Annotated in this window: 23 protein-coding genes and 5 tRNA genes; 18 read left to right on the top strand and 10 right to left on the bottom strand. The window is 46.4% G+C overall.

What is annotated here, in order from left to right:
* Positions 1-289 precede the first annotated feature (289 nt).
* Together ACR0QN_RS11670 and ACR0QN_RS11665 are read right to left on the bottom strand one after the other, a co-directional pair.
* Entirely contained in the window at positions 290-760 is a 471-nt protein-coding gene (locus ACR0QN_RS11670; RefSeq protein WP_432651386.1) for a hypothetical protein, read from the bottom strand.
* 70 nt (positions 761-830) lie between these two features.
* Positions 831-1,421, bottom strand: a complete 591-nt coding sequence (locus ACR0QN_RS11665; protein ID WP_432651385.1) for a TetR family transcriptional regulator — start codon at positions 1,419-1,421, stop codon at positions 831-833.
* Positions 1,422-1,609: 188 nt separating this feature from the next.
* Between ACR0QN_RS11665 and ACR0QN_RS11660 the strand changes: the two genes are divergently transcribed.
* The 3 genes from ACR0QN_RS11660 to ACR0QN_RS11650 all read left to right on the top strand — a co-directional run bounded on the left by ACR0QN_RS11660 (position 1,610) and on the right by ACR0QN_RS11650 (position 4,247).
* A complete protein-coding gene (locus tag ACR0QN_RS11660; protein WP_432651384.1) occupies positions 1,610-2,812 on the top strand; it encodes a CapA family protein in 1,203 nt (400 codons plus the stop codon).
* Between the two features lie 138 nt (positions 2,813-2,950).
* Positions 2,951-3,640 (top strand): CPBP family intramembrane glutamic endopeptidase, encoded by a 690-nt coding sequence (locus ACR0QN_RS11655; RefSeq protein WP_432651383.1) that lies wholly within the window; start codon positions 2,951-2,953, stop codon positions 3,638-3,640.
* 10 nt (positions 3,641-3,650) lie between these two features.
* Positions 3,651-4,247: a Crp/Fnr family transcriptional regulator gene (locus ACR0QN_RS11650; protein WP_432651382.1), complete on the top strand. Its 597-nt coding sequence runs from the start codon at positions 3,651-3,653 to the stop codon at positions 4,245-4,247.
* Between the two features lie 196 nt (positions 4,248-4,443).
* On the opposite strand, the gene ACR0QN_RS11645 is transcribed toward ACR0QN_RS11650, so the two are convergent.
* The 4 genes from ACR0QN_RS11645 to ACR0QN_RS11630 all read right to left on the bottom strand — a co-directional run bounded on the left by ACR0QN_RS11645 (position 4,444) and on the right by ACR0QN_RS11630 (position 4,797).
* Positions 4,444-4,519 (bottom strand) — tRNA-Gly (locus ACR0QN_RS11645).
* A gap of 7 nt (positions 4,520-4,526) precedes the next feature.
* Positions 4,527-4,602, bottom strand: a tRNA-Phe gene (locus ACR0QN_RS11640).
* Positions 4,603-4,605: 3 nt separating this feature from the next.
* Positions 4,606-4,682, bottom strand: a tRNA-Asp gene (locus ACR0QN_RS11635).
* 39 nt (positions 4,683-4,721) lie between these two features.
* A tRNA-Val gene (locus ACR0QN_RS11630) sits at positions 4,722-4,797 on the bottom strand.
* 438 nt (positions 4,798-5,235) lie between these two features.
* Between ACR0QN_RS11630 and ACR0QN_RS11625 the strand changes: the two genes are divergently transcribed.
* Both ACR0QN_RS11625 and ACR0QN_RS11620 read left to right on the top strand, forming a co-directional pair.
* Positions 5,236-6,840: a CTP synthase gene (locus ACR0QN_RS11625; RefSeq protein WP_432651381.1), complete on the top strand. Its 1,605-nt coding sequence runs from the start codon at positions 5,236-5,238 to the stop codon at positions 6,838-6,840.
* A 387-nt stretch (positions 6,841-7,227) separates the two neighbouring features.
* Positions 7,228-8,160, top strand: coding sequence for an exopolyphosphatase (locus ACR0QN_RS11620; RefSeq protein WP_432651380.1), 933 nt, complete (start codon positions 7,228-7,230; stop codon positions 8,158-8,160).
* Between the two features lie 106 nt (positions 8,161-8,266).
* Here the strand turns inward: ACR0QN_RS11620 and ACR0QN_RS11615 are convergent.
* Positions 8,267-8,340: transfer RNA gene (locus ACR0QN_RS11615), tRNA-Pro, on the bottom strand.
* A 279-nt stretch (positions 8,341-8,619) separates the two neighbouring features.
* Between ACR0QN_RS11615 and ACR0QN_RS11610 the strand changes: the two genes are divergently transcribed.
* From ACR0QN_RS11610 to cysK, 12 genes are all read left to right on the top strand, one after another.
* The gene (locus tag ACR0QN_RS11610) at positions 8,620-9,006 is read left to right on the top strand and encodes an ATP synthase subunit I (protein WP_432651379.1); all 387 of its coding nucleotides are present in this window, start codon (positions 8,620-8,622) and stop codon (positions 9,004-9,006) included.
* A gap of 6 nt (positions 9,007-9,012) precedes the next feature.
* Entirely contained in the window at positions 9,013-9,831 is an 819-nt protein-coding gene (locus ACR0QN_RS11605) for a F0F1 ATP synthase subunit A (protein WP_432651378.1), read from the top strand.
* Positions 9,832-9,929: 98 nt separating this feature from the next.
* Positions 9,930-10,214 (top strand): ATP synthase F0 subunit C, encoded by a 285-nt coding sequence (gene atpE, locus ACR0QN_RS11600; protein WP_432651387.1) that lies wholly within the window; start codon positions 9,930-9,932, stop codon positions 10,212-10,214.
* Between the two features lie 37 nt (positions 10,215-10,251).
* Positions 10,252-10,761 carry a F0F1 ATP synthase subunit B gene (atpF, locus tag ACR0QN_RS11595; RefSeq protein ID WP_432651377.1) on the top strand — a complete coding sequence of 170 codons (510 nt, stop codon included), beginning with the start codon at positions 10,252-10,254 and terminating at the stop codon, positions 10,759-10,761.
* 45 nt (positions 10,762-10,806) lie between these two features.
* Entirely contained in the window at positions 10,807-11,352 is a 546-nt protein-coding gene (locus ACR0QN_RS11590) for a F0F1 ATP synthase subunit delta (RefSeq protein ID WP_432651376.1), read from the top strand.
* Between the two features lie 51 nt (positions 11,353-11,403).
* Positions 11,404-12,918: a F0F1 ATP synthase subunit alpha gene (atpA, locus tag ACR0QN_RS11585; protein ID WP_432651375.1), complete on the top strand. Its 1,515-nt coding sequence runs from the start codon at positions 11,404-11,406 to the stop codon at positions 12,916-12,918.
* A 34-nt stretch (positions 12,919-12,952) separates the two neighbouring features.
* Positions 12,953-13,816, top strand: a complete 864-nt coding sequence (gene atpG / locus ACR0QN_RS11580) for an ATP synthase F1 subunit gamma (protein ID WP_432651374.1) — start codon at positions 12,953-12,955, stop codon at positions 13,814-13,816.
* A gap of 94 nt (positions 13,817-13,910) precedes the next feature.
* On the top strand, positions 13,911-15,311 hold the full coding sequence (atpD, locus tag ACR0QN_RS11575; RefSeq protein WP_432651373.1) for a F0F1 ATP synthase subunit beta: 1,401 nt from the start codon (positions 13,911-13,913) through the stop codon (positions 15,309-15,311).
* Positions 15,312-15,325: 14 nt separating this feature from the next.
* Positions 15,326-15,739, top strand: coding sequence for an ATP synthase F1 subunit epsilon (gene atpC, locus ACR0QN_RS11570; RefSeq protein ID WP_432651372.1), 414 nt, complete (start codon positions 15,326-15,328; stop codon positions 15,737-15,739).
* A gap of 90 nt (positions 15,740-15,829) precedes the next feature.
* A complete protein-coding gene (locus tag ACR0QN_RS11565) occupies positions 15,830-16,432 on the top strand; it encodes a hypothetical protein (RefSeq protein WP_432651371.1) in 603 nt (200 codons plus the stop codon).
* Between the two features lie 49 nt (positions 16,433-16,481).
* Entirely contained in the window at positions 16,482-16,865 is a 384-nt protein-coding gene (cdd, locus tag ACR0QN_RS11560; RefSeq protein WP_432651370.1) for a cytidine deaminase, read from the top strand.
* A 243-nt stretch (positions 16,866-17,108) separates the two neighbouring features.
* Positions 17,109-18,038: a cysteine synthase A gene (gene cysK / locus ACR0QN_RS11555; protein WP_432651369.1), complete on the top strand. Its 930-nt coding sequence runs from the start codon at positions 17,109-17,111 to the stop codon at positions 18,036-18,038.
* A gap of 380 nt (positions 18,039-18,418) precedes the next feature.
* On the opposite strand, the gene ACR0QN_RS11550 is transcribed toward cysK, so the two are convergent.
* From ACR0QN_RS11550 to ACR0QN_RS11540, 3 genes are read right to left on the bottom strand one after another with little or no spacing between them, the layout of a single operon-like run.
* On the bottom strand, positions 18,419-18,739 hold the full coding sequence (locus ACR0QN_RS11550; protein WP_432651368.1) for a TfoX/Sxy family protein: 321 nt from the start codon (positions 18,737-18,739) through the stop codon (positions 18,419-18,421).
* A gap of 12 nt (positions 18,740-18,751) precedes the next feature.
* Positions 18,752-19,603 (bottom strand): YkvA family protein, encoded by an 852-nt coding sequence (locus tag ACR0QN_RS11545; protein ID WP_432651367.1) that lies wholly within the window; start codon positions 19,601-19,603, stop codon positions 18,752-18,754.
* Positions 19,600-20,622: an ATP-grasp domain-containing protein gene (locus tag ACR0QN_RS11540; RefSeq protein WP_432651366.1), complete on the bottom strand. Its 1,023-nt coding sequence runs from the start codon at positions 20,620-20,622 to the stop codon at positions 19,600-19,602. Before ACR0QN_RS11540 ends, ACR0QN_RS11545 begins: the two co-directional genes overlap by 4 nt.
* Before the next feature lie 221 nt (positions 20,623-20,843).
* Here ACR0QN_RS11540 and ACR0QN_RS11535 point away from each other — a divergent pair, with 221 nt between their 5' ends.
* Complete coding sequence (locus ACR0QN_RS11535) at positions 20,844-22,070, top strand: leucine-rich repeat protein (protein WP_432651365.1); 1,227 nt, start codon at positions 20,844-20,846, stop codon at positions 22,068-22,070.
* The last annotated feature ends 198 nt before the right edge of the window (positions 22,071-22,268 follow it).

The following is a 22,268-nucleotide window of genomic DNA, read 5'->3' as shown; positions in this document are numbered from 1 at the left end:
TTTCTCACCCCTTGCACCGTTTTTGAAAGATAAAGGAGATTTCGCAGATAAACTTTGTTTATCATTGCGGAACGGCGACAAGGGGGCGCCGCCCCCTTGTCCCCTGCCACCTTTGAAAAGGTGGACGAAACTTTTAGAGTGATCTTATTTGTGCAAATTTTTTTATTATCTCACTTTATCGACAAGTTGCCCCGTAATTTATTATTAGCAGGCTGTTGACATTCCTGTCGGCGCGGTGACAGAACTAACTGATACGCACGAATTAACAGCGCGACCTCGCCGCGGGTCGTCACCCGCAGTCAAGATCTTCGGGAAGGTCGTATTCGTATGCGACTCCGCCTTCCTGCCTGATAAGCTCCGCAAGATCCTCCACCACGAGGAAGTGCTTGTCCTCAAAGGGATAGATAAGGGGCTTTTTCTTGATAAACAGCACCGTATCAATGATAATGAAAATAAAGCCCGAGTAGGCGGCTATGGTAAAGATAACGCCGCTTACAAAAAATCCTATGATAATTCCCAGTTTCTTGAATGCATTTTTAAACACAAACTCTGCGTGGAACAAGCCGTGGATAAATCCCCCACCGAACAGGGGCGCAAAAATGATATTGGCAAACCCCTTCTGTCCGCTTCCCAGCGAATAGATAAACAGCAGGGCGGCGATTATCCAGCCGAGAAACAGGGTAACTGTTCTTACCCCGTTTGTCAGGTTGTACTTTTTGCGGATAGACTTGGGCAGTGCGTTTAATTCGGACTTTTTCATTCTGATTACCTCCATTTAAATAACAATGTTACTTATTCGTTATTAAAAAAGAGCTTTTTAAGGCTCAATTTTATTTTAAAAGAGACAGTATGCCGTTTTTGTAGACCCTGACGGTGGTTATAAGGCGCTGCGTTACAATGCGGTCATCCGGTTCCTCGGATATTATCTTAATTATGGAATAGACCATTATATGCGCAAGGCATCTGCTGATATACTCGTCCAGTTCCTTTGGCAGCTCCTTGTTTCCGGGCAATGCCTTATGCGCCACATCTGTTATCTGATGGGTGAACTCTTCGGTAATGGCTTTTATATATCCTGCTATTACGGGATTGTTCATATTATAATAGAGGATATGATACAGCTTCCTGTTTGCGGAAAAGAATTTTTGGAACTCGTCAAAGGCGGTGTAATCATCGCACAGCACCTTGTCATAATCTATGGATATGGAGCGCACCACATTGAATATGGGTATCATCACATTGGAAAGCAAGTCTTCCTTGTTTTCAAAAAAGCAGTAAACTGCGCCTGTGGTCACCCCTGCTCTGCTGCATATGTGCCTGAGAGACGCTTTTTCATAGCCGTATTCATAGAACTCTTCTGCTGCTGCGGACAATATGGCTTCCTTTGTTTCCTCGGAAACGGCTCCTTTTCTTTTGGTCATTGCTTTTGCACCTCAATTTAAATAACGCTGTTATTATATCACGTATTTTTTAGTTTGTCAAGGGCTTTCGGGAATTTTATACTTTAATTTGACAAATTTATCTGTTTGAGGTATAATTATAAAAATTTAGATGTACATAAGCTTTGAAAAGGGCTTGCTCACAGCTTTGAGACCCGGGGGGTATCATTATGAAAAAACGTATTTTTGCGGCGGTCATCTCAGCGCTTGTTTTATGCTCCTGTACAGCTGTTTCCGAAGAAGCAGCCATTCCTGCGGCAGTGTCCGAGGTGACAGATACGGAGACGGTCACCTCTGTTACGACCGTGGAAACAACGGAAACTACCACCATCGTCACCGAGCCGCCTGTTGTGGCAAAGACTGTCACATTTACGGCTTTAGGGGACAATCTTATCCACTCGTCCATTTACAAGCAGGCGGCAAGGCGTGCCGAGGGGAACGGCTATGATTTTGAATATGCATATGCAGGGGCGGCAGACCTGCTTGACAAGGCGGACATTACCGTTTTAAATCAGGAAACTCTTATATGCAACGATATTTTTGAGCCGTCCACATATCCCTGCTTCAACAGTCCTGTGGCGCTGGGCGACTATATGGCGGAGCTTGGGGTGGACGTTTTTACCATTGCCAACAATCACACCCTTGACAAGGGAGTAAAGGGGCTTTCCGCCTGCCTTGATTATTATGACGAGAGGGGTATGGTCCGTGTGGGGGCATACCGCAATGAAGAGGACAGGGAGAATATCCGAATTGTTGAAAAGGACGGGGTGAGAGTCGCATTTCTATGCTACACCGAAAGCCTTAACGGTCTTAGTCTGCCTGCGGATACGGAGCTGCAGATAGGTCGGTTTGACAAGGATACTATAATCAAAGAAATTAAAGCGGCTGACGAGATATCCGACATCTGCGTGGTCTCCCTTCACTGGGGAACGGAAAACAGCGGCGTGGTGGAGGATTATCAGCGTCAGGCAGCATCAGAATTTGCCGAGGCGGGAGCAGATGTCATCATCGGCAACCACCCTCACGTTCTTAGGGAGATAGAGATGATATACACTTCCGACGGGGGACAGACCCTTTGTGCATATTCTCTGGGCAATTTCATCTCTGCTCAGTCGGTGGGGACAAATCTTATCGGCGGTGTGCTGAATTTCGGCGTTACCGTTGAGGAAGGCAAAGAGAATGTTATCTGCGATACGGAGTTTATCCCCATCGTTACTCACTATGACGGCAACTACAGCAATATCCGCCTTTACAAGCTTTCCGATTACACTCCCGAGCTTGCAAATGCTCACGGGGTGAGAAGTATGTCGAAATTCAGCTATGATTACATTACCGAGTATCTTGAGAGCAAGGGGCTTATTGAGGCTGAGTAATGGATCTGGTCAATTTCCATATCTCGGACAGCGTAAAAAAGGGAGTCTATGATCTAAAACATCAATTTTCTTTCTCTTAACAAATGTCAATGCAAACAATGAGCAAACGTATTATAATCATCTGTAGAGGTGATCATAATGAATGATAAAACTGCTGTTAACGCTGAAAAGGCATTGAAAATTACAACCGCATTAACTCTTTTGGTATCGGGATATGAAGTCCTGCGTTCGTGTCAGAATTACAGAGAGGGAATGAATTTTCTCGATATTGCAAGCTATGCAAACGCCGACCTTAACACCTATTGTCTGGTGCTGATACTTGTGAATATCATATTTCTTCCCGGCGCAATATTGTTATATAAGCAAAGCGGGATAAGCCTGAAAACCGAGATATATGAAAAGAAAAGTCTTTGCAGGGATATAACAGCAGGAGTTGTCCTTGCCGTTATATCCTCCGTTATCAGCCTGCTTTCGCTCATTGCAGGCAAAGGAAGAACAGAGCTGGCATTTGCCGGCAGGAGCAGCCTTTCGGCAGGAGAGATCATTCTGATGATGATCTCCCTGGGCTTTGTCAGCGGAATTTGCAAAGAAATTTATTTCAGAGGATTTGCAAAAAACTTCTGCGGAAGTGTTTTCGGTGAAACGGCGGCTCTGTTGCTGTTTAACGCAATGTTCGGAATGCTTGACTGGTTTAATATCGGTCATTCATTTATTGTGGGTTTATTGTGGATATGGGGCTATAAAAAAAGCGGTCATCTGATAGTCCCGATGATCGCACACGGCGGAATGAATTTGATATCGGTAGCTTTTTATATTATTACAGCGTGAGGAAATGTAAATGGATAAAAAATATCTTGTCAGTCAGCTAATGAAAATGGCTCAGCAATTCAAGACAGATATTGACGCTGAGACACTGGGAAAGATCGTAAATATGTCTGTTTTCCGTGCAGTTGAAAAAGGCGCTGTCTTTCAGCACATCGGAGATGAAACAAAAAATGCAGGGCTGGTTCTCGGCGGAATTGCAAGATGTTATTATGTGGACAAAGACGGCAACGATATAACACGAGGATTTTCAGTCAAAGGCACGCTTTGTATGGACGAGGGGTTGTTCGGCTATAACGAAAGCTTGTGCGAATGGGAAGCGCTGGAAGAAACTACGCTTATGATCTTCAGCGCAGAGGAAATGAAAAAGCACATTTTTGAAAATGAACGGTTAAAAAATGCGTACATACTGCTTCTTGAAAATGCTTTGCGATATAAAATTTACAGAGAAAACGGATTTCTTGTTGAAAATGCAACGGAAAGGTATATTCATTTCAGAAAGCTTTATCCCGAAATATGCAGCGGAGCCGCACAGCGCCATATAGCAACATATCTCGGAATAGCACCCGAATCTCTGAGCAGGATAAGGAAAGCTTTGAAAGAAAAAGAGTGACCCTCTATCGGTAAGCAGGCTAAGTCTGCAGCCGATCGTTCTTTAATTTATTATTTGTTGTTTTTCCTTTATTCTTTAAAATCTTATTTCTTTATTCAGAAACGAAGAGCTGTTAAAGAATAAAGAACAATTCCCGCTGTGCGGAAAAGTTTTATAAGCATAAAAAAAACGCCGAGACTATTGTCTCGACGAATCGTGGAGCGGATTACGAGGCTCGAACTCGCTACCTCCACCTTGGCAAGGTGGCGCTCTACCGGATGAGCTAAATCCGCATATTTATGGTGCCTCCGGACGGAATCGAACCATCGACACGGGGATTTTCAGTCCCCTGCTCTACCGACTGAGCTACAGAGGCAAATGGCGACCTGGATGGGACTCGAACCCACGACCTCCGCCGTGACAGGGCGGCGTTCTAACCAGCTGAACTACCAGGCCGAATTATGTGCGGAGCTGAAAAATCAGCTCCGCTCAATTTGGTGGGAACAATAGGGCTCGAACCTATGACCCTCTGCTTGTAAGGCAGATGCTCTCCCAGCTGAGCTATGCTCCCATTCACCCGATATTTCAGGGCCTGCTTCGTGGTTTCCGACCGCTTCGCTTTAAGCCGCTGTCCTCAACCGACTTGTTTATTCTACAACATTCTGAGGCAAAAGTCAAGGGTTTTTTCAAAAAAAATTTCAGTTTGTTACTTTTCGACACACAAGTCATCATATCTCTTTTGCAAAATGTGCAGATTTTACATATATTTTGCATTTTTCTCTTTTTTTAAAACATTCATTAGCATCGGTCATATAAAACCAAGCCGGAGTTACCGTACCACAAATAAAATGATCCCCGAAAAATAATCAAGCGTACTCGCTGCGGGTCGTCACCCGCAAAAAAGATGAACAAAGTTAATCAAAACGTCTTGCTTTTTCCAAAGATAAATGGTATAATTAAAAACGATATGTTTATTTGACTATATAATAATTTATGGGAGGAGAAAAAAATGCCTACAAAATACATCTTCGTCACAGGCGGCGTGGTCTCGGGTCTCGGAAAAGGTATTACAGCAGCGTCTCTGGGACGTCTTTTAAAGCAGAGGGGATACAAGGTAACTCTTCAGAAATTCGACCCCTATATAAACGTTGACCCCGGAACAATGTCCCCCTATCAGCACGGCGAGGTCTTTGTTACTGATGACGGCACCGAAACTGACCTTGATCTGGGTCACTATGAAAGATTTGTTGACGAAAATCTTACCGTCAATTCCAATATCACCACGGGAAAGGTCTACTGGACCGTTCTCAACAAGGAAAGACGGGGCGACTATCTGGGCGGCACAGTTCAGGTAATTCCTCACATCACCAATGAGATAAAGGACAAGGTGTACCGTGTGGGCAAGGAGTCAAACACCGATATCGTTATCACCGAGATAGGCGGTACCGTGGGCGATATCGAGTCCACCCCCTTCCTTGAAGCTATCAGGCAGGTAGGCGCAGAGGTGGGCAGAGAAAACGCTATCTATATCCACGTAACTCTCGTTCCCTACATCGCAGGCTCCGAGGAACTTAAATCAAAGCCCACTCAGCACTCCACAAAGGAGCTGCTTTCCGTCGGCATTCAGCCCAATATCCTTGTGTGCAGAAGTGAGAAGGAGCTTCCCGAGGATATGCGCCGCAAAATGGCTATGTTCTGTAATGTACGTCCTCAGGACGTTATTCAGAACCTTACCGCCCCCTCCCTTTACGAAGTTCCTCTGTGGCTTGAAAACGAGGGCCTTGCCGATTCCGTATGCTATCATCTGGGACTTGAGAACAGAAAGCCCGACCTCACCGAATGGACTCAGATGGTCGACCGCACAAAGGCTGCTCACCGCAAGGTAGTTATCGGTCTTGTGGGCAAGTATGTTATGCTCCACGACGCTTATCTTTCCGTTGCGGAGGCTCTCCGTCACGGCGGTATCGTTAATGACGCAGAGGTGGATATCCGCTGGATAAATTCCGAGGAGATAACCGAGAGCAATGCTTCCGAAATGCTTTCCGAATGTGACGGAATCATCGTTCCCGGCGGCTTCGGAGACAGAGGCATTGAGGGTATGATAGAAGCTATCCGCTATGCCAGAGAGAATAAGAAGCCTATGTTCGGCATTTGCCTCGGTATGCAGATGTCCGTTATCGAATATGCAAGAAACGTGCTGGGTCTTTCGGGCGCAAACTCCACCGAATTCGGCGAGACTCCCTATCCCGTTATCGACATTATGGAGGATCAGAAAAACGTTACCGAAAAGGGCGGCACTATGAGACTGGGTCTCTACCCCTGCAAGCTTGCAGAGGGCAGCATATGCCGCAGAGTCTACGGCGAGGAGCTTATTTATGAGCGTCATCGCCACCGCTGGGAATTCAACAACGCATTCCGCTCCCAGCTCACCGAAAATGGTCTGAGAATTGCGGGAATTTCCCCCGACGAGAGACTTGTGGAGATCGTGGAAGTTCCCGACCACCCCTGGTTCGTGGGCGTTCAGTTCCACCCCGAGTTCAAGTCCCGTCCCAACAAGCCTCACAAGCTTTTTGCGGATTTTATCAGGGCTTCTCTGGAGACAGCCGGTAAATAAGCAGGCTGGCGGGTGACGACCCGCAGCGAGACGTTCTATAATTTATATGGACGACAGGCGGGCGGCTCGGTAACGGCAGGCTGAGCCTGCGTGCGCTCGTTCTATAGTTTATCCGGGCGGCAGGCAGGCAGTTCGGTAACGATAGAAATATTTAAATCTTGCAGGAAACGAGAGACCCGTCACCTACATTAATAAGTATAAGCAACCGCATATATCCGCATATCTCCGTCAAAGAGGTATGCGGATTTTCTGTATTTTAACCGATTTGTCAAAACGTGTGTCGAATTTATAGTTAAAATGTCAAAATATGAAATAGCTATTGAAAACATTTTAGTGATATGATATAATAATTGTAATGTTATCATAGAAAAAAAGGAGCTGCTGATAATGCGTCTTGTAACACGTTCGGATTTTGACGGTCTTGCCTGCGGAGCCCTTCTCAAGGACGCAGGAATTATAGATTCCTGGAAATTTGCCCACCCGAAGGACCTCCAGGACGGTCTGGTGGAAATAACCGAGAATGACTGCCTGGCAAACGTCCCCTTTGTGGAGGGCTGCGGTCTGTGGTTCGACCACCACTCCAGCGAACACGAAAGAAACCAGCTTGAGGGAAAGTACAAGGGCGAGAGCCGAATAACTCCCTCCTGCGCAAGAATAATTTACGATTACTACGGCGGCAAGGAGCGCTTTTCCCATTATGACGATATGATGGAAGCCGTTGACAAGGTGGACTCGGGAAATCTTACAAAAGAGGAGATACTCCACCCCACAGGCTGGATACTTATCGGCTTTCTTATGGACCCCAGAACAGGTCTCGGCAGATGGAGAAATTTTACCATTTCAAACTATCAGCTTATGGAAAAGCTCATTGACTGCTGCCGCACTATGAACACCGAGGAGATCCTTGCTCTCCCCGATGTGAAGGAGAGAATTGAGGTTTACTTCGAGCAGAACGACAAGTTCATCGAAATGGTCAAGGCACACACAAGAGTTGAAAAGGACGTTATCATCTCCGATCTGAGAGGCGTTGACCCCATTTACAGCGGCAACCGTTTCCTTATCTACAGCCTTTATCCCGAGCAGAACATCTCCGCCTGGATAGTAAGCGGAAAGGGCGGCAAGGGCTGCTCCTGCGCCTGCGGATATTCCGTTCTGAACCGCACCTCCAATGTTAACGTGGGCAGCCTTATGCTCAAGTACGGCGGCGGCGGTCACAAGGCGGTGGGCACCTGCCAGTTCTCCTACGAGGAAATGGACGAGAAGATACCGCAGCTTTTAGACGAGCTTGTTAATTATGACAAGTATTATGATGTGAAATGATTTTTGCCCCTTTGAGTTTTTCCTCGGAGGGGCTTGACTTTTATAAATTTAAAGAATAAATAATAAAGAAAAAAGTGAGCCGCCTATCTGACAGCTCACTTCCCAATCGGGGCGACAGGACTTGAACCTGCGGCATCTTGCTCCCAAAGCAAGCACTCTACCAAACTGAGTTACGCCCCGTGACCTATTTATGATACCACATAAAATGTTTTCTGTCAAGAGGGTGAAATGGATTTTTATTTTTTCGGCAGTTTATCCGTTTTGAATTAGTCGAATTTTGGGAGATGTTGTAATTTTGCCTAATCTTTTAGTATGATTTCACAAAAGTTACAGAAATTTATTGCTTTTTCTATCCGAATTTGGTATAATACTATTATGCATATTTATCTGTAAATTAACGGCTTTCGGTATAAAAAGGAGCTTACGGCTAATCTTATGAAGATAAGGATTTTCAGTAAAATGATAAATGAACAGCTTGAGTTTCTGCTCCCCAAAATACTCATTGCCGATTTACTCATATTTATCGCAACGCTGCCCTTTTACGGGCTGAACATTCAGGTCCCCGCAGGTCTTCTGCTGGGTACTGCCGCTTCTCTTGCAAACTTCATCATCCTTGGGCTTTCGGCGGAGAGAGCCGTTGAGAGAGGCTCTGCTAAGGCGGCTAAAAGATATATGTTCAGCTTCTATCTTATCCGCCTTGCTGTTATGGGTGCGGCTCTTGTTCTGGGCTTTAACTGTGCATACTTTAACCCCGTATGCGTTTTTATCCCCCTGCTGTATCCTAAGCTGTTCTACTCGGGCAGCGCAATTATCCATCGGGACAAAAATTCAAGGAAAGGAGGGTAAAGCAATATGGAAACCGCTCAGGCAGCGTCCGCTTTATCGGCTGCTGCGGCAGGATTTTTCGACACCGAGCTTCACGTTGACGTTCTCGGTCCGAGAAAAATGATCACGGTCATGAACGGTTCGGAGGAGCTTTTCTCCATCTCCGAGACTGTCGTTACAGGCTGGCTTCTGATCATTCTCCTGTTTATCCTCATCAAATGGCTGACAAGCGATCTGAAAGTCGTTCCCACTTCCAAAAAACAGGTGCTTGCGGAATGGTTCGTTACCTTCTTCAACAATCTGGTCAAGGAAAATATGGGCGCCAAAATGATGCACCTTGCACCTTACATCGCTACCATATTCACCTTTGCGCTTACAGGCTCGCTCATCAGCATTTTCGGCTTCAGAAGTATGACGGTGGATATCAACTGCACCGGCACCTGGGCTGCGCTCACGTTTATCCTCATTACGTTCTACAAGATAAGATCCAACGGATTCGGAGGATATCTAAAAGGCTTTACGGAGCCTGTGGCTGTTATCACGCCAATTAACATTCTCAGCGAGATAGCTACTCCTGTGGCTATGGCTCTGCGTATGTTCGGCAATATTTCCAGCGGTATGATAATCAGCTCCATCGTGTACGCTTTCCTCACTGTGCTCAGCAATGTGGTCTATAATGCGCTGGCTCTGAATTTCAGCGCCTTAAATTATTTCCACGTATTCCAGGTCGGTATTCCCGCTGTGCTGTCGATTTATTTCGATTTCTTCTCGGGCGTTATCCAGTCATACGTTTTCATTATGCTTACTATGGCGTATGTGGGAGACGCTGCAGGCAAGGAAGATTAGCACTATCTGTATAATTTGTCGCAAAATTACAAACAGTATAATAGAGACAAGCTTATGTTTATTCTGAAAATTTTTAATCGGAGGTATTTTTTATGAATATGACAGACGCTCAGGCATTGCTTCTGGCAAAGGCTCTCGTACTTATGGGTCAGGGCATAGGCGCAGGTCTTGCTCTTATCGCAGGTATCGGCCCCGGTATCGGTGAAGGCTACGCTGTCGGCAAGGCTATCGAGACCATCGGCAGACAGCCCGAGGCTAAGTCCTCTGCCACCACTACAATGTTCATCGGCTGCGCCGTTGCTGAGTCAACCGGTATCTACGGTCTCCTCGTTGGTATCATTCTGCTGTTCGTTAATCCCTTCCTCAAGCACCTTGAGGGCTGATACGGGACTTGCGGATACAGGACGGAGGTCAGATTAAATGCATCTTAATTTTGATTTTTTCAGCATTGAGCCAAGCACCATTATCGGTGTGCTGCTCAATACCCTTATCCTGTTTTTGTTATTCAAGAAATTCCTTTTTGCTCCCGTTAACAAGATAATCGAGGAGCGCAAGGCTCAGGTGTCAAAGACCTATGAGGACGCTGACGCCGCTCTTGAAAAGGCTAAGAATATGGAGACCGAATATGCCGAGAAGCTTTCCGCAGCTAAGGAAGAGTCCGCCGAGATAGTAAAGGCTGCTTCCAAAAAAGCTCAGCTTCGCTCAGACGAGATAATCGCTCAGGCGAAGGACGAGGCTCAGGGCATTGTTTCCAAGGCTAATGCCGACATCGAGAGAGAACGCAAGCGTGCCGTTAATCAGATCAAGGACGAAATTTCCGACATTGCCGTTAACATTGCGGGCAAGGTCATCGGAAAAGAGGTCTCCTCCGATGAGGAGCAGGAACGTCTTATTGACGAGTTTATCGGCGGCATCGGCGAAGACGAATAAGCCGTTTGACGACTGCAGCGCTTACGGAAAGGAAGGGTCATTTTTATGGCAGGTTCTGTCGAAAATGTATACTCAAGGGCTTTGCTTGAGATAGCTGCCGAGGACGGCTCTATGAAAGAGCTTGACGAGGAGCTTGACGCTCTCTGCGGCATTTTCTCCGCAAACCCCGAGCTTACCGAAGTCCTCTGCGCCCCCACCGTCACCGATGAGGAAAAGCTTTCCCTTATCAAAACGGTCTTTGAGGGAAAAATTTCCGATACTGCCCTTAACTTTCTCTGTGTATTGTCTGAGAAAAACAGGTGCAGATATCTTCAGGGCATTGCAGAGGAATTCAGAAACGGCTATTATGAGAGTGCCGGCATTGCCGAAGCCATAGTCACCACCGCCGTTCCCCTCAAGGACGACGCAAGGGAAAGGCTTCGGGCTAAGCTTGAAAAGAAATACGGCAAGACCGTTATTTTAAAGGAAAAGGTCGACCCTTCAATTATGGGCGGTATGATCGTTTCCTCAGGCGGCTCTATGATGGACGGTTCCGTTAAAACCAGACTTGAAAATATGCACAAACAGATCAGGGATATGGTTTCCGTTTAATTCTTATTTGCGGAAGCTCCCATTCATCAATGTTACGAAAGGGTGAATCAGATGGATTTGCGTCCGGACGAAATTACCGGAATAATTAAAAATCAGATAAGGAATTTCAGCTCCAAGATAGAGCTTTCCGACACAGGCACAGTTGTTACTGTGGGAGACGGTATTGCCCGTATCCACGGTCTCGATAACTGTATGTCGGGCGAGCTGCTTGAATTCGATGGCGGCGTTTATGCTATGGCGATGAACCTTGAGCAGGATTTCGTTGCCGCTGTTATGTTGGGTTCCGACTCTGAGATAAAAGAGGGCGACACCGTTAAGAGAACGGGAAGCGTCGTTTCCGTGCCCGTTGGCGAGGAGCTTATGGGCAGAGTCGTTAACGCTCTCGGTCAGCCTATTGACGGCAAGGGCCCTATTACTGCTGCGGATAGACTGCCTATTGAGCAGCCCGCTTACGGCATTATCACAAGAAAGTCTGTAAGCCGTCCTCTCCAGACCGGTATCAAGGCTATTGACTCTATGATACCCATCGGAAGAGGTCAGCGTGAGCTTATCATCGGCGACAGACAGACGGGTAAGACCGCTATCGCTCTCGACACCATCATCAACCAGAAGGACAAGGGCGTTATTTGTATCTATGTGGCTATCGGTCAGAAGCGTTCTACCGTTGCCAATGTGGTTGAAACTCTTGCTAAGAACGGCGCTATGGACTACACTATCGTAGTTTCGGCTACCGCTTCCGAGCTTGCTCCTCTGCAGTATATCGCTCCTTACACGGGCGTTGCTATGGGAGAGTATTTCCTCAAGCAGGGCAAGGACGTTCTCTGCGTTTACGACGATCTTTCAAAGCACGCTGTTGCTTACCGTACACTTTCTCTGCTGCTTAAAAGACCGCCCGGACGTGAGGCTTATCCCGGAGACGTTTTCTATCTCCATTCACGTCTGCTTGAGCGTGCGTGCAGCCTTAACGAGGATTACGGCGGAGGCTCCATCACCGCTCTCCCCATTATCGAAACTCAGGCGGGCGACGTTTCCGCTTACATTCCCACAAACGTTATCTCCATTACAGACGGTCAGATATTCCTGGAAACAGACCTCTTCAACTCGGGCGTAAGACCTGCCGTTAACCCCGGTATCTCCGTTTCACGAGTTGGCGGTGCGGCTCAGATAAAGGCTATGAAGAAGGTTTCCGGCTCCTTGAAGCTTACCTATTCACAGTACAGAGAGCTGCAGTCCTTCTCTCAGTTCGGCTCCGATCTGGACAAAGACACCAAGGAAAGACTTGCCCTGGGTGAACGTGTTGTGGAAGTCCTCAAGCAGGACAGAAATTCTCCCATTGCGGTGGAAAATCAGGTCGTTATCATTTATGCTGTTACACATAATTATCTGAGAGATGTTCCCGTTGAAAAGATTAGCGAGTTTGAAGCTGAGCTTTTTGACTACATCGACAACGGTCACCCCGAGATAATAGACTCCATCAAGGAGACCAAAGAGCTTACCAAGGAAAACGAAGAGGCTCTGAAGTCCGCTCTCGAGGAGTTTGTGAAGAAATTCACCGCAGCTCTCTGATACCCATATCAACTGCTAAAGGAGGAGCATTAAATTGGCTTCAGGCAATATGAAGGTCATCAAGCGGCGCATAAAAAGCGTCGAGTCCACTATGCAGATAACCAAGGCAATGGAGCTGGTTGCATCTTCCAAGCTCAGAAAGGCTAAGGAAAAGGCTGACAGGGCTCGCCCTTATTTCAACGCCCTTTATGACACTATGTGCGAAATACAGGCGGAAAATCCCAGATTTCTCTCCCCCTTTACACGAAAGTCGGGGGAGGGTAAGTCCCTCCTTGTTGTCATTGCAGGCGACAGAGGTCTTGCAGGCGGCTTTAACAACAACGTTTTCAAGCTGGCTCAGGCAAGAATCGACGAGCTTGGCGGAAGGGACAAGGTGGATATTCTTCCCATTGGCAAAAAAGCGGTGGAATTCTACGAAAAACGTGGCTACACTCTTATGGCTCAGTATCAGAACATCTGCGAGAGCATTAAGATAGTGCAGGCGGAGGAGATCGCAGAATCTATCGTGGAGCCTTACATCAAGGGTGTTTATGAGAGAGAGGAGCTTTTCTACACAGAATTCGTTTCTCCGATCACGCAGACTGCCGTTTCAAAGCAGCTGCTGCCCGTGGAGTTCAAGACCGAGCTGAAAAAATCCAAGGCTCTCCCCATTTACGAGCCTTCGGCAGGTGCGGTGTTCAATCACATCGTTCCCAGATATATCACAGGTATGATATTCGGCTCCTGCGTGGACAGCTTCGCTTCCGAGCAGGCTTCAAGACGCAATGCTATGGAAAACGCTTCGGACAATGCTTCCGAAATGATAAGCAATCTTTCCCTTATGTATAACCGTGCAAGACAGGCTTCCATTACTCAGGAAATTACCGAAATTGTCGGCGGCGCTAACAGCGCTGAATAATGGCAATTTACTATTTGTATAATTTTACTTTAAGTATTATACTTGATGTAAATTATACTGCTCGTATAAATTTAATTAACGAGGTGATCACTTAATGCCGCAGAACAATGTCGGAAAGGTCGTTCAGATCATCGGAGCGGTCGTTGATATCCGCTTCGCAAAGGACTCCCTTCCGAATCTTCTCAATGCTATAGAAATCGAGCTTAACGGCAAAAAGCTGGTGTGCGAGGTCGCTCAGCACATCGGTGACGATGTAGTAAGATGTATCGCTATGTCGTCTACTGACGGTCTGGTAAGAGGTACGGACGCTGTTGACACAGGTTCTCCCATTACCGTTCCTGTCGGAAAGGAAACTCTCGGCCGTATCTTTAACCTCCTCGGCGAGCCTGTTGACAACAAGCCCGCTCCCGAGGCAGAGGAAAGATGGGCTATCCACAGAGAGCCTCCCTCCTACGAGGAGCAGACCGCTTCTAATGAGATACTTGAAACAGGTATCAAGGTTATCGACCTTATCTGTCCTTACCTCAAGGGCGGAAAGATAGGTCTTTTCGGCGGTGCGGGCGTTGGCAAGACGGTTCTTATCCAGGAGCTTATCAACAACATTGCCAATCAGCACAACGGTATCTCCGTTTTCACAGGCGTTGGCGAGCGCACTCGTGAGGGAAATGACCTTTACAACGAAATGAAGGAATCGGGAGTTCTTGACAAGACCGTTCTCGTTTACGGTCAGATGAACGAGCCTCCCGGAGCAAGAATGAGAGTTGGTCTTTCGGGTCTTACTATGGCGGAGTATTTCCGTGATGTTGAGGGTCAGGACGTTCTTCTCTTTATCGACAACATCTTCCGTTTCACTCAGGCAGGCTCTGAGGTTTCCGCTCTGCTGGGACGTATGCCCTCAGCCGTTGGTTATCAGCCTACTCTGGCTACGGAGATGGGCGCTCTCCAGGAGCGTATCACATCTACAAACAAGGGTTCCATCACCTCCGTTCAGGCGGTTTATGTGCCTGCGGACGACCTGACTGACCCTGCTCCCGCTACTACATTCGCACATCTGGACGCAACCACCACCCTTTCCCGTTCCATTTCCTCGCTGGGTATTTATCCTGCGGTGGATCCTCTTGACTCCACTTCAAGAATTCTTTCTCCCGAGATAGTGGGACGTGAGCACTATGAGGTGGCAAGAGCGGTGCAGAACATTCTCCAGAGATACACCGAGCTGCAGGATATCATCGCTATTATGGGTATGGACGAGCTTTCCGACGAGGACAAGCTGACCGTTTCCAGAGCGAGAAAGATACAGCGTTTCCTTTCTCAGCCCTTCAGCGTTGCTGAGCAGTTTACGGGTATGAAGGGCAAGTATGTGCCTATCAAGGAGACTATCAGAGGCTTTAAGGAGATCATCGAGGGTATGCACGACGATCTTCCCGAGTCCGCTTTCCTGTTTGTGGGCACTATTGACGAGGCTGTGGAAAAAGCTAAGCAGTCGGGCAACTGAGGAGGTAGAGCATAATGGCTACACCCTTTCAGCTTACGGTCATAACCCCCGAAAAGACCTTCTTTGACGGGGAGACCACTCAGATAATCGTCCGCACCACTGAGGGCGATATCGGTATTCTGGCAAATCACACAAGTCTTGTGGCAAGTCTGCCTTCGGGTCCTCTGAAAGTTATGCAGGCGAGCGGCGAATACCGTCTTGCTGCGGTTTCGGCGGGACTTATCAAGGTGGGCGGCAACAAGGTAAATATCTTTGCGGACGCTGTTGAATGGGCGGACGAGATAGACATTGAATGGGCTAAACGCTCCGAGGAAAACGCTAAGCAGAGGCTCGCTGCCAAAAACAGCGAGAGAGATCTTGACCTTGCTGAGCTTAAACTCAAGAGGGCGCTTAACAGAATCAATGTTCATAATACTTTGATGAAATAATAATGTTGAAGCTGCTCTTGGCGATATTGTCGTCGGGGGCAGCTTTTGTGTATGTGCAGACTGATACTGAAAAATCAGGGAGTGACAGATATGAGCGAAGAATATATTTATCAGGATATAACAGAATTGAAAACACCTGTGGGGTCTTTCAGAGTTTTTTCAAGTGAAGGTAATATTCCTTTTTCGGTTAAAAAAAATGGTTTTGATTTACCATCGGAAATTTACGACGAAAACATCAATGTCATTGATACACTTCATACAGAAACTAATTATTCTATAGTAATTCCCGCTTCTCGTCTTGAACTTGGCAAAGAATATACAATTTCATTTGATAAGGGAAATTGGGAATATTGTGACTCTGATGAGCATACTATTTGCTTTAATACAGTAATTGATGAGTGGGCTGTTGGTATTGGAGCATATGACCCAAATGACCAAGAAAAAGACCGCCAAGCTTGGGAATACTCTGAACAAATGGGTTTTCTCAAACAAAAATTTATTCAGGAACCGCCGGAATATGATGAAACAAATTTTATCAGGTATACTACCGAGGCGTTGGACAAATGCAATGGATTTAAATTTAAGCTTTTTGACTATACAACGGAGAAAATCTATTTTGAGGTAGCCTGGATAAAAATCGAAGAATATCCGACAATAGAGTACGAAGGCGCACTCGGCTTGTGGCTGTGCTGAAATGATGATTTTTATTATTACACCTGCTTAAGAAAGAAGGAATATTGCTATGACCGACAACGAACTTATGGAAACTGCTGAAAAAGCCTGCGAAAACGCTTATGCGCCCTACTCAAAATTCAAGGTGGGGGCGGCTCTTCTTTCCTCGGACGGACGGGTATTTACGGGGTGCAATGTGGAAAACTCCTCCTACGGAGCTGGGATATGCGCCGAGAGGACTGCTGCCGTCAAGGCGGTCTCGGAGGGTGCTGTGCGCTTTTCTTCCATTGCTATTGCAAATGCTGGGGGCGGACTTACCTTTCCCTGCGGCATTTGCAGGCAGTTTTTAAGCGAATTTGCGGAAGAGGGTTTCAGAGTTATTCTGAGAAATGACAAGGGAAGCCTTGAGATTTTCACCCTTGAGGAGCTTATGCCACACAGTTTTAAACTATAAGCGAGTGACGACCCGCAGCGGCGGGGGTCGCCCCGCAGCGAGTACATTGGAATATTTTGCAGGGATTTTTTCATTTGTGGCTCGGTAACGTTAATTTGCCTTACAAATCGGGAATTTTTTTGCCTCTCCCGAAAAAAATTTCAGTAAATACTTGACAAATCAAAAACGTTGTGATATAATTCATATTAAACAGATAGGAAATATCTATATTTAACATTTAAAACATCAGAAAGGCGGATACATATGAAGGTTTATAAGAAGATCACCGACCTTATCGGTCACACACCCCTGCTTGAGCTTGAGAATATCGAGAAAGAGGAAAAGCTTGAGGCTAAAATTTATGCAAAGCTTGAGTATTTTAATCCCGCAGGCAGCGTTAAGGACAGAATTGCCAAGGCTATGCTCGAAGACGCCGAGGCTAAGGGCGTTTTAAAGCCCGGCAGCACAATTATCGAGCCTACAAGCGGCAATACGGGCATCGGTCTTGCTTCGGCAGCTGCGGCTAAGGGCTACAAGCTCATTATCGCAATGCCCGAGACCATGAGCGTGGAGCGCAGAAAGCTTATGAAGGCATACGGCGCTGAGCTTGTCCTCACCGAGGGCGCAAAGGGTATGAAGGGCGCTATTGCAAAGGCTGAGGAGCTTGCCAAGGAAATTCCAGACAGCTTTATCCCCTCTCAGTTCTCAAATCCCGCTAACCCTGCGGCTCACGAAAAGACCACAGGCGTTGAGATATGGGACGACACAGACGGAACCGTTGATATTTTCGTTGCAGGTGTCGGCACAGGCGGTACTATCACAGGTACGGGAAAATATCTGAAGTCCCAAAATCCCAATGTCAAGGTAGTTGCTGTTGAGCCTGCTTCCTCTCCCGTTCTTTCCAAGGGTACAGCAGGTCCTCACAAAATCCAGGGTATCGGTGCAGGCTTTGTTCCAGACACTCTTGACACTAAAATTTATGATGAGATATTCCCCGTTGAGAATGACGACGCTTTTGAGACAGGCAGAAGAATTGCCAAGACTGAGGGCGTTTTAGTGGGCATTTCCTCGGGTGCGGCTCTTTATGCGGCTATACAGCTTGCTAAGCACCCCGAAAACAAGGGCAAGACCATCGTTGCTCTCCTCCCCGACACAGGCGAGAGATATCTTTCTACTGCTATGTTCTCGGAATAAGGCTTGACAAACCCAAAGTTTTATGCTATACTAAAAACAAAGAAGCAGCCAAATAGACGGCGTGCCTCCAAGTTAAGTCAAGTTTCTGACATTATGTCAAAAATGACCGCTCAAGGTTGCGACTTGGGCGGTCAGTCTTTTTTATTGCGTCTGTAATTTAAGATTTCTATTATAAGGCGGATTACATCAACAACGAGTGCTGACAACGCACAAATTTCGATAATCGTCATATACGTCTGCACCTCCTTTCCCATTTGATTTTGCGAGGGGAAAGAGGAGACATCACCGCCTACCGTAATGGCTGCTTCAATGTGATACAATATGTACCGTTTTTATTATACATTATCCGACATTTTATGTCAATTACAATTCGGTTACAATCATTCCTTCTTTTTAGGCTTCGGCTCGGGCAGTTCATCGTACATTTCGGTGAAAAGCTGTGTGAGAAGCTCCCTGTTGTCCGTATCCTCCACAAGCAGCATCGGCTTTGCGCCATCGTAGGGCGGTTCTGTCGGTGCATTGGGAAGAAGCCGTTTTGCGGCATTTACGGGCTTTACAAGAAGCCTGTCATCGCATATGTATGCGGCAATTTTTCTGCGATAGTAAACGATATATTCGCCCATCATTGATTTGTATGTGATATCCTCAAGTCCCGAAAGGCTGTCGAGGATATATTCGAGATAAGACTTGCTTGTTGACATAAACGCTCTCCTTTACAAAATCGCCTTAACAATAAGCCCGATAATTATCAGCCATATGATTATTATGGGCAGAGAATAATACCACCGCTTTTGGGGAGACACCCTTCCCTCGGCGGCTTTTTTTGCGCACTCCGCCAGCACCTCATTTGGTATAAGCTTCACAGCTATGGCGATAAGCCCCGAAAGGATAAGAACATCGTCAAGGTAGCCCAGAACGGGGATAAAATCGGGAATAAGGTCAATGGGCGACAGGGCATAAGCGAGGGCTGCTCCTGCCGCTATTTTTGCCACAAGGGGCGTGTCCTTGTGACCGAGAGCCAGGAAAACTGCGGGGATATAGTTTTTGAGGATCGCCGCACGCTGTTTAAGAGTGAGCTTATCGTTTATGGCTTCCCCGAACTCCTCCCACTCTGCGGTTATGTGAGCGCAGGCAAATTTAATGTGATACCACTTCCGCTCGTCGTCCTCGATGTTTATTTCAGCCCAAAGCTCATATACCCCGTCACATTCCTGCACCGACAGCGAAAAAATATCCATATCTCCGCCGCCGCAAAGCCGTTCTTCAAGCGAGGAAAGCTCGCTTTTGTAAAGCTGCCGTTCCTTGTTTTTTCTGACGGCGTTGTCCTTGACGTTAAGGGCAGATATTCCGTGAAGAAGTGCGCTTTTTATACGGAAGTCCGAAAGGGTGAGCCGCAGTTTCGGTATACAGCGCTTTTTGCCCGTATTATTTCCCGGTGCGTTCTGCTCGGCGATGCAGTCCGAAATGCAGATAACAAGGTCTTTTCCGTTTATCTGAACGGAGTTTATGTCGGAATTTCCGAAATCAAAATAGTTTAGCTCGGTATTTTCGGCGGAATAGTTCATATTGTCGCACCTGCAAATTCCCTTTCGCCCACAATAACGGGGCTTTCGATGTAGCTTACTCTGCGTTCTCTTCGGTCAACGGTTATTTCGGGTTCATTTCCCATCAGCCTTTCAAGGGCAAGTCGGGGAATGTTCACATCAGCAGCAAGGCAGGAAAGCTGAACTCCTCCCGACATTCGGGTGTTTACCTCAAGCAGATAGGGCTTTCCCTCGTGATATTTAAACTGAACGTTGCAGGGCATTTTAAGTCCGGAACGCTTTAAGAATTCCTCGCAGAAGCTTACAATTTCGTCCTCGTATTTTACGGTGTAGATACGTCCCTGAGACTTGTAGCGGGGAATTATAATGCTGCCGCCCTCTTTATAAAGGCAGTCGGCGCTGACCTCCACTCCCGTAAGGTAGGGCATCATCAGCAACGGCTTTGAAAAATCGTAATCCGACAGAATTGCCTGTGCATTTTCATAGCTTATCTTCATTCCGGGCGCCTTGTAAAGTCCGCCCGCATCGCTCATAAAATTGTCGATAACACGAAAGCTCACCGCTCCCTCGTCGGCGGCAAATTTGAAACAGGCACGTTCATACTCCGCTGTTATTGCCTTATACGCCTGCCTGAAATCCTCAAGGCTTCTGACCTCAAAGCGCAGGGGAACATATTCGGGAGCAAAGCTTTCAAACCATTTGTAAGCTTTTTCCTTGTTTCGGAGAGTGTCAAGCATCTGCGGGTCTGTGTCCATAAGCAGCTTTACGCCTTTTGTTTCAAATAAGCGTGCATTTTCGGCAATAACTCCCATTCCCCGACGGGGAACGAACACGTTCACATTATGCCTTTGGCAGAAATCCAGACAGAAGGACACATATTCCTCCTCGGGCAGCTCGGGCTCGGTATACCATTCGTCGCAGGCAAGCCCTACAACGCTGTTGGGATTGCTGCTTGAGCCGATGATAATATCTCCCTCGCCCTTCATCAGATTTATTATATGATAAGCGGTGCTGAACCAGTGGTTGAACCATATCCTCATTTGTAAATCTCCTTTGACATAATGTGTCTTGCTATGACAATATTTTACCACCGTAAGATTTTTATGTCAAGTCGGGAATGATCTGCTGTTTTGTTTTTGCGGTCATTTGAAAAGCATTAAAAAAATTTAAACATTTATAAAGAATACAGTCCAAAAATATGTTATAATTTTTTGCGGGGATAAACAATACCGAAAAATACAATATAAAAGGAGAATGCACTATGAAATTCAGAAAAACAGCGGCATTACTGTCATTTGCCCTTGCTTTCGGAACATTTGCAGTCCTTCCCGAAAGCATATCGGAAAGCCTTGATATCGGCATAACCGCCGAAGCCGCTTCGGACGATAATTATTTTATAGGCGATTATTTTATAAAAAAAGAAAGTGACGGGATAGACTATATCGTTTACTATTCAGGTCCCGGCGGAGATATTACGCTGCCTGAGGGTGTGGCTGTGGGAAGCTATGCTTTCTCTAACAATGACACCATAACAAGCATTACCATACCAAAGGGATTTCCGCAGAACGCTTCTATCGGAGAATACGCTTTCAGCAAATGCACAAATCTGAAAAAGCTGGTTATTGAGAGTCCTATCTCTATCGACAAAGGCTCATTTTACGATTGTATCAACCTGAGATCAGTAGAATTAAAGGGCGGCGTAAGGGACAAAATCGGCAGAGAAGCTTTTTTCTCCTGCTATAACCTGAAAAAAGTATCTATCGGAGAAAATAAAAAGGACAGCTTTTATATAGATAATGCAGCCTTTTATGACTGCTTCTCTCTCAGTTCTGTAAACATTCCCGAAAGCTGCTCGGAAATAAAAGGCACAGCATTTATGAACTGCTGCGGACTTACGGAGGTACGTATACCCCCAAATACAATATTCACACCCGATGCAAAATATCATATGGGTTATATCCACGGTGCAGAATCATACTTTCTGGCTCGCAGTGACTGGGAAAAAAATCAGGTCACCAAGCTTGCCGACGGAAATACCACATTATATGAAATGAAGGTCAAACCGAAAGACGAGCGTTCTCTGAAAAAGAATTATGTGGAAGTAACTGCTCAAAAGCTTACTCTCATAGTTACAAAAGGCTCTGACGCAGAAAAATATGCAAAGGAAAACGGCTTAAACTACAAATATGAAGGCGCTTCTTCAGATAGATCTGCCGCTCCCTCCGGTTTCAAATGCTCCGGGACAACAGACAGCATAACTCTCCGCTGGGATAAGACAGAGGGTGCAGACGCATATGCTGTTTATATGTATAACAGCGAAACAGGCAAATACGAAAAGTATAAGACTGTCAAGAGCGAAAAATGCACAGTAAGCGGTCTTAGCAGCAATACTGCGTACAAGTTTAAAATCACCTCCCTCTATTCCGTAAACGGAAAATATAAGAAGGGGGAGACATCTAAAGCGATCCTGGCAGCTACCAAAAAGTGAACTGCCAAAATGTAAAAAAAGGCTTTCGGAGCAAATCCCGAAAACCTCAGTCTGTCGAAAAAGAAACGACAATTATATAATATGCACAAACCAATGCAGAAATTGCTTCGTCAAAAACGTTCCACCGGAACGTTTTTGAGGGTAAGTTATCTCAACCGCTCTACAAGGGGAGGCGGTCGTGTTCGCCTCCCCTCGAAA

It is taken from the genome of Huintestinicola sp. (assembly GCF_050874005.1).
GTDB lineage: Bacteria > Bacillota > Clostridia > Oscillospirales > Ruminococcaceae > Huintestinicola.
This window is presented reverse-complemented; position numbering and strand designations above follow the sequence as displayed.